This window comes from Cellulomonas sp. HZM (assembly GCF_000708885.1).
Taxonomy (GTDB): Bacteria; Actinomycetota; Actinomycetes; order Actinomycetales; family Cellulomonadaceae; genus Cellulomonas.
This window is the reverse complement of the sequence record NZ_JEOE01000013.1, coordinates 1-15,429: the sequence shown is the minus strand read 5'-3', so window position 1 is coordinate 15,429 and position 15,429 is coordinate 1. Positions and strand designations below refer to the sequence as shown.

Sequence of the window (15,429 nt, the reverse complement as noted above, 5' to 3'; positions counted from 1 at the left end):
GGAGCGGTCCGCGCGCTCGGCGCGCACCGACGAGAGGGTCAGCGCGACCAGGTCGCGCGCAGGCGTGCGACGTGCCCGAGCGCGCCCACCCGGCTCGGGTCCAGCACGGTCGGCATCGCCCGGAACACGGCGGGCACCACATGGCGCGGCACGACGAGCGTCGGCGCGAGGGGGTCCTGGCGCCCGACGACCTCGAGGTCCCCCTGCACGACGACGATGCTGCGCACCGTGATCGACGCGCAGCCGCCCGCGACGAGCAGGTCCCGCACACGCCCCGCCTCGAGCCGCGCGTCGCGCAGGTAGGGCACGGCCTGGCCGTCGACCTCGATCGCGGTCCCCTCGAGGCGGATGCGGCTCCCGGGCACGCGCTTCTCTCCGACCGAGAAGATCCCGCCCGGGCCGATGAGCAGGTGCTCCACGACGGATCCCTGGCGACCCAGCGGCACGTCGTGCACGACCTGCCAGCCCTCGGCACCCAGCCGCTCGAGCCGGGCACGCAGGGGCGAGCCGCGCTCGGCGCGGTGCCCTGGGCTGTCCGGGTCGTCGCTGCCGAGCCACGCCTCGAGCGCGGCCTGGTCCGCGGGTGCGAGCTCGGTGTCCCCGCCGCGCGCCGGGACCGGCAGCACGAGCTCGGTGACGTCGGCACGCAGGTACTCCTGCGCGGCCTGCCGCAGCCGCTCCTCGAGCGCCGGGGTGTCTGCGACGACCTCGCCGGACTGGAGGTCGACCGAGCCGACGCGCGCACCGGTCTCCTGCGTGACGAACAGACGGTCGGCGCCGTAGCGCCGCCATCGCCGTACCGTCAGGAGCTGATCCATGACCCCATTATCGGCAGCACCCCCGACCTACTTCAGCGGAGCGTCCACGTGTCGACCATCTGGCGGTCGGGAGCGCGGTCGCCGCCACCCGCAGGGGTGACGGCGACGGCTCGAAGGTCAGGCCGGCTCGAAGGTCAGGCTGACCGAGTTCATGCAGTAGCGGTCACCGGTCGGCGTCTGCGGCGCGTCGTCGAAGACGTGCCCCAGGTGCGAGCCGCAGCGCGCGCACCGGACCTCGGTGCGGACCATCCCGAGCGAACGGTCCTCGATCAGCTCGACCGCGTCGCCCGCGAGCGGCGTGTAGAAGCTGGGCCAGCCGCAGTGCGAGTCGAACTTCGCGTCGGACCGGAACAGCTCCGCGGAGCACGCGCGGCACCGGTACACGCCCTGGCGGTGCTCGCCGAGCAGCTCGCCGGTCCAGGGCCGCTCGGTCCCGGCGCGACGCAGCACGGCGAACTCCTGCGGCGCGAGCTCGAGCTGCCACTGCTCGTCGGTCTTGTCCACCTCGTACGTCATCGTTCCCCTCCCGGGCTCGTCGGGCGGGCGCCGTCCTCGCGGGCCCGATGTCACCAACACCCGGGCGGACGGCCGCGTTCCCGACCCCTCCGCAGTAGCCTCGCCTCGAGCGCGCTCCCGTGCGCGCCGAGACGAGGTCCCGTGCCCGCTGCTCGACGTCGATGGTCGCTGACGCGCTACTTCGCGTTCGTCAGCGTCCTCGCCATGGCCGCGCTCGGTGTCGCGCTGGTGTGGGTCGCCTCGGGTGTGATGAAGCAGCAGGCGGTGCGCGACGGCACGGCGTCCGCGTCGTCGGTCATGGCGTACGCGACCGCCGTGCTCCCGGCCGAGGCCTTCACCGAGGGGCAGCTCACCGACGCGCAGACGGAGGCGGTCCGCGATGCGACGGCACCGTTCGGCGACCGCGTCGTCGACCTGCGGCTGTGGAGCTCGAGCGGCGTGCTGGTGTACAGCAAGTCGGGTGCCGAGACGGGCTTCCCCGACCCGGCCCGCAACAACGCCGTCCTCAGCTCGGGCACGCCCGACGCGCGCGTCATCGTGGACGTGCGCCAGGGAGACGACAGCTCGCAGCCCGCGGTCGAGCGTCAGGTGCTCGACGTCTACGTCCCCGTGCGCGCGAGCGACACCCACGGGCGCTCCGCCGTCGTCGACGGCGGAGCGTCCGCACCCGCGCCGAGCGACGTCATCGGCACCGCCGAGGTGATGCTGGACCACACCGCGTCCGCCGAGGCCCTGCGGCACGCGGTGGGGCGGGTGACCCTCGTCGTGGCCGGCGGGCTCGTCGCGCTGTGGCTCCTGCTGTTCCGCACCGTCGTGACGACGTCCCGCCGGCTGCAGACCACGGCGCTCGACAACGCGCGCCTCGCGCTGCTCGACTCGCTCACCGGCCTGCCCAACCGCCGCCTGCTGACCGAGCGCATGCGCCGGACCGTCGAGGACGCGCACCGCGACGGCGGTCGGCTCGGGATGGTGCTGCTCGACATCGACCGGTTCAAGGACATCAACGACTCGCTCGGGCACGACCACGGCGACGAGCTGCTCGAGCAGGTGGCGCACCGCCTGCGTGGTGCGCTGCGCGACGAGGACGTCGTCGCACGCCTGGGCGGCGACGAGTTCGCGATCCTGCTCACCGACGTCCGCTCGGTCGACGACGCCGAGCGGCTCGCCCGGCGCGTGCGGGAGCTGTTCGTCCCGCCCTTCCGCCTCGGCGAGATGGAGCTGCACGTCGAGACGTCGGTGGGCGTCGCGTGCCTGCCCGACCACGCGCAGGACGCGTCGTCGCTCATGCGCACCGCCGACGTCGCGATGTACGCCGCGAAGCACCGGCGCACCGGGGTCGCGGTCTACTCACCGCAGGAGGACCACTCGTCGCCCGAGCGGCTCGTGCTCCTCGGCGACCTGCACCGCGCGCTCGAGCCGTCCGACCCCGCCGACGAGACGCCGAGCGAGCTCGAGCTGCACTACCAGCCGAAGATCGACCTCACGACCGGCGGGGTCGTCGGGCACGAGGCGCTGATCCGCTGGCGGCGGCCCGAGGGCCTGCTGCTGCCCGGCGAGTTCATCCTGCTGGCCGAGCAGTCCGGGCTCATCCACGAGGTGACCCGGTTCGCGCTCGGAGCCGCGGTCGAGCAGCTCGCCCGCTGGCGGGCGCAGGGCCGCGACCTGCCCGTCGCGGTCAACCTCTCGGCGCACGACCTGACCGACACGACCGTGCTCGACGTCATCGAGCGACTGCTCGACCAGCACGACGTGCCGGCACGGCTGCTCGAGGTCGAGATCACCGAGACCGCGCTCGTGGCCGACCCGCAGCGCATCGTGCCGGTCCTGCAGCGGCTCGCCGACCTCGGCGTGCGCGTCGCGATCGACGACTTCGGCACGGGCAACACGTCGATCGCCCAGCTGCGCGACCTGCCCGTGGCCCAGCTCAAGATCGACCGGGTGTTCGTGGCGGACCTCGGCGACGGCGGGCGTGCGGGCGCGGACGTCGTCGTGCAGGCGATGGTCGACCTCGCGCACTCGTTCGGCCTGACGGTCGTCGCGGAGGGCGTCGAGGACGAGGCGACCGCACGCACGCTGCGGGACCTCGGCGTGGACCAGGGGCAGGGGTTCGTGTGGTCGCGCGCGGTGCCGGCCGACGAGGTCCCGCACCCCGACGCACCCGTGGCCGGCGTGCCGGCCGCGCGGCCGCGCGCGTCCCGACGCGGTCAGGCGCGCGCGTCCCGCGGGTGATCTGATCCGGCGAACCGGACCGATCGGGCTCCCGACGGGGTGAACTGCGGCACGTCTCACGGGCGCGAGGGCTCAACTCGTGCACCATGGAGGCCGATGAACGTGGAGCACGACTCTCGGAGTCGGGCGCACGAGGACGAGAAGGAGCCACCGCCGTGATGGACGACCTGCTGCAGGAGATGATCGACCCCGCCCCTGCACCGCGCGACCGTCCGCGCCGCCGTCGCCTGTGGACGACCGTCGTGATCGTGGGCCTGGCTGCGCTCGGCGTCACGTCGCTGACGACGTCGGCCCTCTTCTCCGACCAGGAGAAGTCCGGCGCGCAGATCAACACCGGATCGCTCGACCTCAAGACCGACCAGTCCCTCGACTTCACGGTGCCGTTCGACAACATGCTCCCGGGTGCGCAGGTCGTCGCGCCGATCACGATCAAGAACGACGGCAGCCTCGCGTTCGCGTACTCGGTCTCGGCCGCCGCGAGCGACGACCCGACGACCGGCAACCCCGACCTCGGCAACGGCGACGACCCCGGCACGGGCGTCCTGCGCACCAAGCTGCACCTCGACCTGTTCAAGGTGGGCACCGCCGACTGCACGCTCGCGGGCGTCGCGGGACGCACGCCGGTCGGCGGCTCCGCGGGCACCTGGGGCATCCCCGGCACGGCCACGCTGGTGCTCGGCACGACGCACGCCGCCGACGCCGCGAACCCGCGCGTCGACGCTGGTGACACCACGCACCTGTGCGCACGCGTGTCGTTCGACGAGGCCGCGGGCAACGAGTTCCAGAACACGGCGTCGACCGTGACGCTGACGTTCGACGCGATGCAGCTGACGTTCGACCCGGCGGACCCGGACCCGAGCCACGCCTGATCGATGCCCCGGCCGGACGCGCACCCGGTCGCCGCGGAGCTCGAGCGTCGACGCCCGCGGCAGACCGACGTGCCCGAGAGCACCCCGGCGCCGGCTGCCGAGAAGCCTCGCCGTCCGTGGTGGCGGCGTCTCCTGTCGGTGACCCTGTGGGTCGTGGTCGTCGTCGGCGCGCTCGCGTACGCGACCTCGCTCGCGGTGCCGCTGTGGTACCAGGCGCACGACCAACGCCTGCTCATCGTGACCTCCGGCTCGATGCGCCCGTACTTCGCCGCGGGTGACGCCGTGGTGATGCGCAACGTCACGAACCCTTCGCAGCTCAAGCCGGGTCAGGTCGTCTCGTTCTGGCCGCAGAACTCGCGCCGGCTCGTCACGCACCGCGTCGTCGAGCTCATCACGATCGGCTCGAGCAAGACCAACCCGAAGACCGGCCGCGCCGAACCCGTGCTGCGGCCGGACGGTTCGCAGGCCACCGCGCCGTACATCATCACGAAGGGCGACGCGAACGACGTGCGGGACCCCGACGCCACTCCGATCACGCGCGTGCGCGGCATCGTGCTGTCCGTGAAGCCTGGATGGGGCTGGGTGCTGCAGTGGACGCAGTCCCCGGCGGGTCGTGCGGTCATGCTGGTCCCGCCGTTGCTCGCGCTGGGTACGCTCGAGCTGATGTCGCTGTCGGACGCGCGCAGGCGACGCGCCACGTCGCGACCGAGTCGCGAGGAGAGGCACGTCGATGCGGTCCTGCACGGGTGAGCGACGCGGCGCGCTGAGCGCCGAGCGCGGCACCTGGGTGCGGCTCGGCGTCGCGCTCGTGCTCGCGGCGGTCGCCGCGGCCGTCCCCCACGTGGGGTTCACGGCCGCGGAGTTCACGGACGCACCGACGACGAGCGGGCAGCTGCGCACCGCGACGACGTTCCCGGGGTCGGACGGGTCCGAGGGCACAGACGACTCCGACGGCTCCGACGGCTCCGGCAGCACGGACCAGCCGGCGGTCGACCCGGTGATCGACCCGCCGGCCGCGCCCGCCACGCAGCCCTGACACCGCCCGCGCCCCGCCGCGCGTCGGGTCAGCCCACTGCGTCAGCCGCCGTGCGCAGTCCTCGCCCGGCGAGCAGCACACCCGCCGGGTCGTAGCGCCGGGCCGCGCGCGCGAGTCGGTCCTCGACGCCCCGCGGGTACGCCCGCCGGACCCGCTCGGCCCCGGCCTGGTCGCAGAAGTTCGGCAGACCACCCGCACGGGACCACGGGCGCAGCCCGTCGTGCACGCGGCTCGTCGCCGCGACGACCCCCTGCGCCACCTCGGGCACCATGATGCCGATCGAGAACAGCTGGTACGCGGCGTCTCGGTGCGCGAACGCGCAGTCCGGGCCGGTGCGCAGGGCACCGCCGAGCTGTCGCACCTCGACCATGACGAGCGGGGTGCCGCTCGCGTCGCCCGCGAGCGCGACCAGCTCGTCGGCCGCGTCGAGGTCGAACGCGGCGAGCAGCGTGGACGCCTCGTGCACGGGCATCGGGTCGCTCGGGTCGGCGTGCACGGCGCCGAGCTGCCGGTAGGGCAGCGGGCCGACGAGGTCGACGAGCGGGGCGGCGACGCAGCGGATCGCACGGATCATCTCCTCACCGACCTCCGGGTCCCCGGTCCACGCGAACCGCACGCAGAGCGTGGTCCGTCCCGCGAGCACGGGCGGCACGCCGGACATGTCGGGCAGACGCATGATCGCGACCGATGTCGTGCCCTCGTCCGGCAGGAGCGACGACCACTGGCTCCACGTGCGCAGCACCGCGGGCAGGTCGGCCCCGTCGAACCAGATCGCGCCGCCGAGCACCTGCGCGATCGGCAGCAGGTCGATCTCGACGGCCGTCACGATGCCGAGCGAGCCCTTTCCGCCGCGCAGACCCCAGAACAGCTCCGGGTTCTCGGTCGCGCTGGCTCGGCGCACCACGCCGTCGCCGGTCACCACGTCGAACGCGCGCACGCTGTCCGACGAGAGCCCCGCGGACCGCACGACAGGGCCGACGCCCCCACCGGTGAGGAAGCCCACGACCCCGACATCGGTCGACGAGCCGCACAGGCCGGCGAGACCGTGGGGTGCGCACGCCTCGAGAACGGCGTCCCACCGGACTCCGGCCCCGATGCGGGCCCAGCGCTCGTGCGGGTGCACGACGAGCTCGTCGAACGCGCACGTGTGCACGAGCACCGCGTCGTCCATCTGCTCGGTCGCGCCGTGACCGGTCCCCGCGACCGCGACCTGCACGCCGTGCACGGCCGCGAGCCGCAGCACGGTGGCGACCTCGTCGGGCGTCGTCGGCTCGACGACCGCGAGCGGGCGGACGGCCTTGGTGATGTTGAACGTGCCGCTCAGCCGGCGGTAGGCCTCGGTTCCGGGCTCGTGCACGCGCACACCGGCCGCCGCGGTCGCGTCGAGCGCCGCGCGGAAGGCGGGGCGGAAGGCGACGGCGCCGGCGTCGGGGTCGGTGTCGGCGGAGCGCACGTCGTGGGTGCGGCCGGGCTCGGGGGCGGTGTCGATGCTCATGGGAGGTCCTTCGAGGTCCTGCGCAGGGTGGTGCGCGGCGAGGTGTCGCGCCGTCGTCGGCGCACGGGGTCCAGGAGACCGCCGCCCCGCGCCTGATACGTCCCGTATGTCTAGCGTTCGGCCTCGAGCGCGGGCGGTGCCACCGTGGGCGGCAGCGTGACGACGAACGTCGTCCCCTCCCCGACCTTGCTGCGCACGTCGAGCGTGCCGCCGTGCGCCTCGGCGACCGCCTTCGCGATCGACAGCCCCAGCCCCACGCCGGGGATCGCGCGACGCGTCGCCGTGCTCGCGCGGAAGAACCGCGACGCGAGCCGGTCGAGGTCCTCGCGCGGGATCCCGATCCCGGTGTCCTCGACCTCGAGCCGCGCGCCGCCGTCGTCGGTCGGTGCGACCCGCACGTCGACGCGGCCGCCCTGCGGCGTGAACTTCACGGCGTTCGACACCAGGTTGGCGAGCACCTGCGCGAGCCGTTCGGGATCCACCTCGATCTCCACCGGACCGCCGTGCGCCTGAACCGTGAGCCCCGCGGCCGCCGCCGCGGGCTCGGCGTCCTGCACCGCCGCACGCGCTACCGCGGTCACGTCGGCCCGGCGCGGCGAGATCGCGAACGTCCCGGCGTCCACCTGCGCGGTCAGCAGCAGGTCGCTCACGAGGCGCAGCTGGCGGCGCGCGTTCCGTTGGACGACGAGCAGGAAGTGGCGCTGCTCGTCGGTCAGCGGGTCGGGCCCGTCGAGCACCAGCTCGAGGAAGCCCAGCACCGAGGTCAGCGGCGTGCGCAGCTCGTGGCTGATGAGGCTCACGAACTCGTCCTTGAGCCGGGTCGCCTCGCGTTCGGCCGTGACGTCCTTCGCGACGAACACGTACCCGAGCGTCGAGCCGTGCGCGTCCGCCCTGCGCGTGACCGACAGGTGCACGGTGCCCACCCCGTCCTCGGGACGGTGGAAGACCCAGTCGGCCTCCGAGGTCTGCGCGACGATCGTCGGCGACGCGACCGCCGAGAACAGCAGCGTGTCCTCGTCGTCCGTGTCGTCGTCGGCGTCGTCCTCCGCGGGGACCGGGTCGGAGCCGAAGACGGCTCGGTAGTTGCGGCGCAGCCCCTCGCGGTCGAGGAACGCGACGACGGGTCGCCCCACCGCGTCGTCGGCGTCCACACCCAGCAGGCGCTCTGCACCCAGGTTGAAGACCTCGACGACGCCCTCGGCGGACGTCGCGACGATCGCCTGCTCGGTCACCGCGTCGATGACCGAGACGAGATGCCGGTACGCGTGCTCGCGCCCCGCCGCGACCTCCTCGAGCACCACCGCGTCACGCTGCAGCTCACGGTTGAGGCGGACCTGCTCGCCCCTCAGCTCGTCGAGGGCGGCGTTGCGCGCACGCAGGCGCGACGTCGCCTCGTGCACCGTCAGCGCGATCACCCCGGCCACCAGCGCCACGAAGACCGCACGCACGACGGCCTGCCCCGGCCGGGCGACCGGGTCGACCAGCAGCGGGACCAGCACCGACGCCATGACGCCGGCCGTGGCGAGCACCATGCCACGACGGCCGGGCCGGCTCGCGAGCGTCACCACGGGCAGGAACACGAGCGCACCGAACATCGACGACGGCCCACCGGTGCCGGCGCGCAGCAGCGCCACCGCGGCGAGCTGCGCCATCGGCAGCACCTCCTGGGCGCCCGCGGGCCACCTGTGCCACGGGAGCAGCCACGCCGCGGCGACCAGCGCGACGACCAGCGCGGACGCGCCGGCCACGGCCCGGGGGTGCGTCGCGACCTCGGGCACCACGAGCAGCGTCAGCAGCGCGAGCCCGAAGCCCACGGCGAACGGGAGCTGACGCTCCCGCACACCGGTGTCGGTCCCCGCGAAGCGGCGCAGCACCCGGACCCAGCGCGAGTCCCGCGAGCCGAGGTCCGCAGGCCGGGCCGACAGGTCTGCCTCGTCGCTCACGTGCGGCTCACCGGTGACCCAGGACGTCGAGCACGGCGACCACCAGCCCCGTGGTCGCGGCCGCCACCACGGCGATCACGACGAGCCCACGCTCGGCACGCGCGTTCGCGCGGATCTCGGCGCGCAGCGCGTCGTCGGTGAGCTCGTCGTCGGGCACGCGCCTCATCCCACCACCCGGCTGGTTCATCCCACCACCCGGCTGACTCATCCCACCACCCGCCCGGTCTTCTCCGTCTTCGCCCACGCCGTGCTCGCACCCCTCGCCTGCTTGACGTACGCGTCGAGCGTGATCGCGCACAGCACGGGGCCGTACCCGACCACGTACAGCAGGGGCCGCGACAGCCACGCGAGCGCACGTGTCCCCTCGAGGCCGCGCACCAGCCAGGCGGCCGCCATCGAGAGGACGGGCCAGGCGTACAGCGCGAGCGTCCACACCTCGAGGCCGACGGGTGTGAGGTGCAGCCCGAGCGCGGACGGCAGGTCCTCCTGCCACAGCGTCGGGAACCACGCCGCGAGCATCACGACGAGCGCCCCCAGCCCCGGGAACATCAGCCCCTGGAACCAGGACCTGCGAGCGGTCTCGCGGTCGAGCAGGAGCGTCGTGACCGTGATGTACACGTACGCGACCGCGGCGAGCCACCACAGCGCCTGGAACGTGTGCCGCGCGGAGACGCTGTCGACGAAGTAGAGCCCGACGAGCCCGAGCGCCGCGAGCGTCATCGCGACGGGCAGCAGGTACACCGAGAACCAGATCCCGCCGAACGTGAGGGACGAGAGCCGGTGCCCGGCCCCGCGCGCCGAGAAGGGCCGGCGGAACCACACGTCGCGGAACCGGCTCGTGATCTGCACGTTCCCGCGCGCCCAGCGCAGCCGCTGCTTCCACAGCGCCCGCACCGAGTCGGGCTCCTCCGCCAGCACGACGGCCGCCGGCTCGAACACCACGCGCCGCCCGTCGAGCTGCGTGAGGAACGTGGTGAACGTGTCCTCGGCGAGCGTGCTGGTGTCGATGCGGCCCCCCACGGCCTCGAGGTTGGCGCGCGAGTGGAGCTGTGCGCCGCCCGCGAGGCACGCGACGGCACCGAGGACGTTCTGCGCTCGCCGTGCCGCGGCCTGTGCGGTGACGTACTCGTAGCCGATGAACCGCGACACCGTGCCCGGCCGGTGCGACCCCTCCCGGATGAACGCGGTCACCGCGCCGACCTGCGGGTCCGCGAGGTGACGTGTCATGCGGCGCAGCGAGTCGGGGCGGTAGATGACGTCGGCGTCCATGATGAGCAGCGCCTGCATCCAGTCGTCGGCGAGCGCGTGCGCGATGCCGTGGTTGAGCGTGTGCGCCTTGCCCTGACCGCCCTGGTCGCGACGCAGGTGCACGATGCGGCCCGGGTGCTCGGCGGCCTTGCGCGCGACGACCTGGGGCGTGTCGTCGGTGCTCGCGTCGTCGACCACGTACACGCGCAGCGAGCCCGGCGGGTAGGACAGACGCATGAGCCGCTCGAGCGACGCGGCGAGCACCGCACCCTCGTTCCAGGCGGGGACGACGACCACGACGCGCGGCAGGTACGGCTCGGCGCGCGAGAGGTGGTTGCGGACCGCGTGCACCGGCACCAGCAGGTACTGCACGAGGCCCGCGAGCACCGGCCCGACGCCCAGCGCCACGAGGACGACGAGCGCCGTGACCTCGGCGTCCCGCCAGCTCATCGCACCCCCGCGGCAGCGCTCATCCCTGCCCCACGACCGAGCGCAGCCAGGTGTACGCGCCCACGTCGCGCGGCACGTGGGCATCGGACGACGCGACGAGCCGCACGCCCGCCGCGGCCCACCGCTCGCGGGCGCGCGGGCCGGGGCAGCGCCACTTCTCGTTGACCTCGACAGGGGTCCCGGTCTCGACGGCGGCTGCCGCGAACGCGTCGAGCAGCTCGTCCGTGACGTCGTCCTCGTCGATCCCGATCTTGGGCAGCAGCGAGAACGGGTGCGCGACCTGCGCGCGCCCGACGCGATGCATCGCGCGCGTCGTCGCGAGCACGAGCATCTCGACCGCGTCGACGGCCGCGAGGCCCGCGTCGAGGCGCTCGCGGGTCGCGCGCGGGCTCCACGGCCCGTCGGTGCCGGGGAACTGGTGGTCGGCGATCAGCACCCGGTCCACGCCGTGCGGCGTGCCGACCCCGGCGAGCACGTCCGCGGGCGCGTCGACGTGCCCGTCGGCGTCGAGGATCTTCGCCTCGACCCCCGTGAGCACGGTGAGGCCGGGCACGGGCGCGAGACCTCGCACCACGGACAGGAAGTCGGGCACGTACGTGGTGCTCGTGCGCACGTGGTCGACCATGCGCACCGCGCTCAGGCGCGCACGGTGGGCCGCCTGGAGGTTCTCGATCGGCGCGCCGTGCGCGTCGTCGGAGAACGTCGAGTGGACGTGGTGGTCCTCGTCGAGAGCGAGCGCGTCCATCAGGGCCGCCCGGGCAGCACGTCGCCGACCGGCAGGAACACGTCCTCGAGGTAGCGCACGTTCGCGACCTCGGCGAAGTCCATGCGTTCGGGCACGCGGCGCGAGAGGACCGCGTCGAGCACGATCGACGGCATGTCGACGCCCGACGCGATCGTCAGCGGCATCGCCCCGGGGAACCGCGGGTTCACCTCGAGCAGCGCGGGCCGCCCGTCGCGGTCCCGCTTGAGCTGAACGTTCGCGACCGTCGTCAGCCCCACCGCCTTGGCGACCGCGCTGGCGGTGGCGACGAGCTCGTCGTCGCGCACCGTGACGCCCGCGACCGCGACGCCGGAGTCGACCCGCAGGCGGGCTCGTGGCACCGCGGCGATGACGTGCCCGTCGAGGCCCGCGAGGACGTCCACCGAGTACTCGTCGCCGGGCAGCAGCTCCTGCACCAGCAGGTCCTCGTCGGCGTGCACCGCGTCCAGCTCGTGCTGCGACGTGACCACCCGCACGCCGCGCGAGCCGGCCCCACGCCGCGGTTTGACGATCACGGGGAAGTCCCAGCCGTCGACGGCCTGCGGCGTGCCCACCAGCTCGGTGCGCGGCACGCGGCACGTGCGTGCGCAGGCCCGTGCGAGCGTGAGCTTGTCGAGGCACGTCTCGAGCGTCCGCAGCGACGGCGAGGCGAGCAGCGTCCCCGCGTCGCGCAGCTGGTCACGGGCCGCCGCGAGGCGCGGGAGCTCGACGTCGACCGTCGGGAACAGCACGTCGACCCGGTCGCGTCGGCACATCTCGACGACGGTCGTCACGAAGTCGTCCGCGAGGCCCGCGGGCACCAGGCGACGCCCTTCGGGCGGAACGAGGTAGATGCCGCTGGCCCAGCGGTCCATGTCCGCCGCGAGCACCTGGACGTCGCCCCGCCGCAGCAGCGAGCGGATCACGGCGACCCCCGCCGGACCGCCCGCACCCGTGACCAGGACCCTCATCGGCTGCTCCCTCGTTCGTCGTGCTCCAGCGCCGCCGGCACCCCGGGTCGCGCGATCATCGCGGCCGCACGCACCATCTCGAGCGGCTCGACCGACCCGCCGCCCGCGAACCGACCCCAGTACCGCGCGGTGGCGCGCACCAGGTCGGGGTCCATGTAGTCGCGGTGCGCCTGCGACTCGAAGGCCGCGAGCATGCGCAGCTTCGTCTCGACGAACCCGTCGACCGGCACGAACCGCGTGGGCCGGAAGTCGATGGTCGACGACGGGCTCTGGAACGACGCGACACTGGGCACGCGGCGCGCCGCGACCTGGACCGCGTCGTGCACCGCGCGGTGGTCCTGGTGCCGGTCGTGCGACGAGTGGGTGTAGACGACCGCGGGCTGGACGAGCGCGATCGTCTCCTCGATCGTCGTGATGAGCCCCTGCGCGGGGTCGAGCCGCGTGTCGGGGAAGTCGTGCAGGAACAGGCGCGCGCCGATCACGGCGGCCGATGCGAGGGCCTCGTGCCGGCGCACGTCCGCGTCGCCGCCCACCGAGCCGCCCGAGAGCGTGAGGACGACGACGGTGTCCCCCGCCGCGTGGTGCGAGGCGAGCGTCGCACCCACGCCGATCTCGACGTCGTCGGGGTGCGCACCCACGGCGAGCACCGTCTCGCCGCGCGCCTGCGAGGCCCGGGCTGCGCGGCCGCGCTGCGCGAGGGTCGTGACGCGCTCGACCAGGGTCGCCGCAGGGACCGGCTTGACCAGGAACTCGTCGGCGTCGCGGCGCAGGGCCTCGACCGCGTAGTCGACGCTCGCGAACGCGGTGGACACGACGACCGGCACGCCTGGCGCACGCGAGCGCAGCTCGACGAGCAGGTCGAGGCCGGACATGCCGGGCATCTGGATGTCCGTGAGGACGAGGTCGAACTCGTCGCGGTCCACCTCGCCGAGCGCAGAGGCAGCGTCGTGCACGACGACCGTCTCCATGCCCGCCCGGCGCAGCACGGTCGCGACGAGCTGGGCGGTGTCGACGTCGTCCTCGACGACCAGCACCCGCACGCGCTCGTCGGCCACCTGTCCCGCCCCTCGTCGTGCTGCTCGACCGTCGGGACACGCTATCCCGACGCGCACGTCCGACGCCTGGCAGGACGACTGGCAGAACGCCCGCGTGCGTGACGCAGCACACGTGCGGCGGCCTGGAATAGCCACGGCACGCGCACGGTTGCAGCGCATCAGATACATGCAAACGCATGGACTTCTGAGAGCGAGGCGCACCATGCAGTACGGCATCTTCACCGTCGGCGACGTCACCACCGACCCCACCACCGGTCGCACCCCCGACGACACCGAGCGCGTGCGCAACATGCTCACGATCGCGCGGCACGCCGACGAGGCCGGCCTCGACGTCTTCGCGACCGGCGAGCACCACAACCCGCCGTTCGTGCCCTCGTCCCCCACGACGATGCTCGGCTACCTCGCGGGCATGACGAAGCACATCACGCTGTCCACCGCGACCACGCTGATCACCACGAACGACCCGGTCCGCCTCGCCGAGGAGTACGCGATGCTGCAGGTCATCGCGGACGGCCGGATGGACCTCATGATGGGCCGCGGCAACACCGGCCCCGTCTACCCCTGGTTCGGCAAGGACATCCGCCAGGGCATCCCGCTCGCGATCGAGAGCTACGCGCTGCTGCGCCGGCTGTGGACCGAGGACGTCGTCGACTGGTCCGGCAAGTTCCGCACCCCGCTGCAGGGCTTCACCTCGACGCCGCGCCCGCTCGACGGCGTGCCGCCGTTCGTGTGGCACGGCTCGATCCGCTCGCCCGAGATCGCCGAGCAGGCCGCCTTCTACGGCGACGGGTTCCTGCACAACGCGATCTTCTGGCCCATGGAGCACACCGCCGCGATGGTGAACTTCTACCGCGAGCGCTACGAGCACCACGGGCACGGGCAGGCGGACCAGGCGATCGTCGGCCTCGGCGGCCAGGTGTTCATGCGGCACGACTCGCAGCGGGCGTGGGACGAGTTCCGGCCCTACTTCGACAACGCGCCGGTGTACGGGCACGGTCCGTCGATGGAGGACTTCACGCGCGAGACGCCGCTGACGGTCGGATCGCCGCAGCAGGTCATCGACCGGTACGCGGGGTTCCGCGAGCAGGTGGGCGACTACCAGCGTCAGCTGTTCCTCGTCGACCACGCGGGCCTGCCGCTCAAGACCGTGCTCGAGCAGATCGACCTGCTCGCGGGCGAGGTCGTGCCGGTGCTGCGCGCCGAGGCCGACAAGGCCCGCCCCGCGCACGTGCCGGCGAACCCGCCGACGCACGCCGAGCGCGTCGCCGCGGCCCGCGCGGCCGGCGAGGTCGCGACGCACCAGGTCGCGGCCGCGGACCACTGGACCGGCCGCACCGCCGAGGACGACGTGGAAGCAGCGGACGCCGTCATGCGTTGACGGTTTCGTGAGCAAGAAGGACGGTAAGGACATGAACGAGCGCTCTGTCGTCGTCGTCTCGGCGGGCCTGAGCCAGCCGTCGTCGACGAGGCTGCTGGCGGACCGCCTGACCGCGGCGACCGTGGACGAGCTCGCGGCGCGCGGCATCACCGCGAAGGTCACGAACGTGGAGCTCCGCGACCTCGCGCACGACGTCGTCAACGCGATGCTCACCGGTTACTCGGGCGGCGCCCTCGCGGCGGCGGTCGACGCGGTCAAGGGGGCCGACGGGATCGTCGCCGTCACCCCGATCTACTCGGCGTCCTACGCGGGTCTGTTCAAGTCATTCGTCGACATCCTCGAGGCCGACTCGCTCGCGGGGATCCCGGTGCTCATCGGCGCGACCGGCGGCACCGCTCGCCACTCGCTCGCGATCGACTACGCCCTGCGGCCGCTGCTCGCGTACCTGCGGGCGGACGTGCAGGCCACGGCGGTGTTCGCCGCGACAGACGACTGGGCCACGGCCGGCGGGGACGACGACAACCCGCTGCCCGCCCGCATCCGCCGCGCGGGCCGCGAGCTCGCCGAGACCGTCGCCGACCGCGAGCCGTCGGCACCCGCGGGCCTGTTCGACGCGGTCCCCAGCTTCACGGACCTCCTGGGCAGCTGACCCCACCCACCCGTCCGGCTGTCCTCACGT

15 protein-coding genes are annotated in these 15,429 nt (G+C 73.7%); 6 read left to right on the top strand and 9 right to left on the bottom strand.

The features are described 5' to 3' along the window. Nucleotides 1–38: 38 nt before the first annotated feature. Nucleotides 39–818 (bottom strand): nuclease-related domain-containing protein, encoded by a 780-nt coding sequence (locus AW16_RS0108910; RefSeq protein ID WP_029289735.1) that lies wholly within the window; start codon nucleotides 816–818, stop codon nucleotides 39–41. A gap of 117 nt (nucleotides 819–935) precedes the next feature. Beyond that, on the bottom strand, nucleotides 936–1,334 hold the full coding sequence (gene msrB / locus AW16_RS0108905; protein WP_029289851.1) for a peptide-methionine (R)-S-oxide reductase MsrB: 399 nt from the start codon (nucleotides 1,332–1,334) through the stop codon (nucleotides 936–938). Between the two features lie 141 nt (nucleotides 1,335–1,475). Here msrB and AW16_RS0108895 point away from each other — a divergent pair, with 141 nt between their 5' ends. The 4 genes from AW16_RS0108895 (at nucleotide 1,476) to AW16_RS0108880 (ending at nucleotide 5,468) form a co-directional block, all read left to right on the top strand. Further along, complete coding sequence (locus AW16_RS0108895) at nucleotides 1,476–3,563, top strand: bifunctional diguanylate cyclase/phosphodiesterase (RefSeq protein ID WP_231495992.1); 2,088 nt, start codon at nucleotides 1,476–1,478, stop codon at nucleotides 3,561–3,563. 158 nt (nucleotides 3,564–3,721) lie between these two features. Next, the gene (locus AW16_RS0108890; protein ID WP_029289733.1) at nucleotides 3,722–4,432 is read left to right on the top strand and encodes a TasA family protein; all 711 of its coding nucleotides are present in this window, start codon (nucleotides 3,722–3,724) and stop codon (nucleotides 4,430–4,432) included. A gap of 3 nt (nucleotides 4,433–4,435) precedes the next feature. Continuing rightward, entirely contained in the window at nucleotides 4,436–5,182 is a 747-nt protein-coding gene (locus AW16_RS0108885) for a signal peptidase I (RefSeq protein ID WP_034648572.1), read from the top strand. Further along, on the top strand, nucleotides 5,163–5,468 hold the full coding sequence (locus tag AW16_RS0108880; protein ID WP_029289731.1) for a hypothetical protein: 306 nt from the start codon (nucleotides 5,163–5,165) through the stop codon (nucleotides 5,466–5,468). Before AW16_RS0108885 ends, AW16_RS0108880 begins: the two co-directional genes overlap by 20 nt. Nucleotides 5,469–5,496: 28 nt before the next feature. Here the strand turns inward: AW16_RS0108880 and AW16_RS0108875 are convergent, their stop codons facing one another. From AW16_RS0108875 to AW16_RS0108845, 7 genes are all read right to left on the bottom strand, one after another. Next, nucleotides 5,497–6,963, bottom strand: coding sequence for an FAD-binding oxidoreductase (locus AW16_RS0108875; protein WP_081861555.1), 1,467 nt, complete (start codon nucleotides 6,961–6,963; stop codon nucleotides 5,497–5,499). Between the two features lie 110 nt (nucleotides 6,964–7,073). Continuing rightward, the gene (locus tag AW16_RS0108870) at nucleotides 7,074–8,906 is read right to left on the bottom strand and encodes a cell wall metabolism sensor histidine kinase WalK (RefSeq protein WP_231495991.1); all 1,833 of its coding nucleotides are present in this window, start codon (nucleotides 8,904–8,906) and stop codon (nucleotides 7,074–7,076) included. Nucleotides 8,907–8,913: 7 nt separating this feature from the next. Beyond that, a complete protein-coding gene (locus AW16_RS18410; protein WP_156044120.1) occupies nucleotides 8,914–9,063 on the bottom strand; it encodes a hypothetical protein in 150 nt (49 codons plus the stop codon). Between the two features lie 47 nt (nucleotides 9,064–9,110). Beyond that, the gene (locus AW16_RS0108860; RefSeq protein ID WP_029289728.1) at nucleotides 9,111–10,604 is read right to left on the bottom strand and encodes a glycosyltransferase family 2 protein; all 1,494 of its coding nucleotides are present in this window, start codon (nucleotides 10,602–10,604) and stop codon (nucleotides 9,111–9,113) included. Nucleotides 10,605–10,623: 19 nt separating this feature from the next. Continuing rightward, nucleotides 10,624–11,349, bottom strand: coding sequence for a PHP domain-containing protein (locus AW16_RS0108855; RefSeq protein ID WP_029289727.1), 726 nt, complete (start codon nucleotides 11,347–11,349; stop codon nucleotides 10,624–10,626). Next, nucleotides 11,349–12,317, bottom strand: coding sequence for an ATP-grasp domain-containing protein (locus AW16_RS0108850; RefSeq protein WP_029289726.1), 969 nt, complete (start codon nucleotides 12,315–12,317; stop codon nucleotides 11,349–11,351). Before AW16_RS0108850 ends, AW16_RS0108855 begins: the two co-directional genes overlap by 1 nt. Beyond that, a complete protein-coding gene (locus AW16_RS0108845) occupies nucleotides 12,314–13,372 on the bottom strand; it encodes a response regulator (protein WP_029289725.1) in 1,059 nt (352 codons plus the stop codon). Before AW16_RS0108845 ends, AW16_RS0108850 begins: the two co-directional genes overlap by 4 nt. A 202-nt stretch (nucleotides 13,373–13,574) precedes the next feature. On the opposite strand from AW16_RS0108845, the gene AW16_RS0108840 reads away from it, so the two are divergent. Together AW16_RS0108840 and AW16_RS0108835 are read left to right on the top strand one after the other, a co-directional pair. Further along, nucleotides 13,575–14,750, top strand: coding sequence for an LLM class flavin-dependent oxidoreductase (locus AW16_RS0108840; protein WP_029289724.1), 1,176 nt, complete (start codon nucleotides 13,575–13,577; stop codon nucleotides 14,748–14,750). Nucleotides 14,751–14,781: 31 nt separating this feature from the next. Continuing rightward, complete coding sequence (locus AW16_RS0108835) at nucleotides 14,782–15,399, top strand: FMN reductase (RefSeq protein ID WP_029289723.1); 618 nt, start codon at nucleotides 14,782–14,784, stop codon at nucleotides 15,397–15,399. Nucleotides 15,400–15,429: the final 30 nt, after the last annotated feature.